This window comes from Undibacterium sp. Ji83W (assembly GCF_049340385.1).
Classification (GTDB): domain Bacteria; phylum Pseudomonadota; class Gammaproteobacteria; order Burkholderiales; family Burkholderiaceae_D; genus Undibacterium.
On sequence record NZ_JBMPOZ010000072.1, the window covers coordinates 1 to 373 of the forward strand.

The 373-nt window shown below is 51.7% G+C and carries 1 pseudogene; it reads left to right on the forward strand.

What is annotated here, in order from left to right:
- Positions 1-342: pseudogene (locus tag ACO0LD_RS31790) on the forward strand (HlyD family secretion protein); the annotation flags it as partial.
- Between the last annotated feature and the right edge of the window lie 31 nt (positions 343-373).

Here is a 373-nt window from a genome sequence, read left to right on the forward strand (position 1 = left end):
CAAGAAGTATTGATACGCTATGCAGCCTTTCCTTACCAAAAGTTTGGCCTGCATACAGCCACCGTCGTTGATGTCAGTCGCACCCCCTTTGCCCCGGCAGAACTGCCAGCGCACTTGGCAAGCACGATTCTGAGTAATGCCCAGCAAGCCATCAATGGCTTCAACACCAACGAAGCCCTGTACCGCATCAAGGTCAGGCTGCATGAGCAAAGCATCAATGCATATGGACAGGCGCAAGTCCTCAAGCCAGGCATGACACTGGAGGCGGATGTGTTGCAAGACAGTAGGAAAATTTGGGAATGGGTACTGGAGCCAGTGCTGGCAATGAGCCAGCGTGCCTAGAAGCAGAAACAAAGAATTTCAGAATTCGATG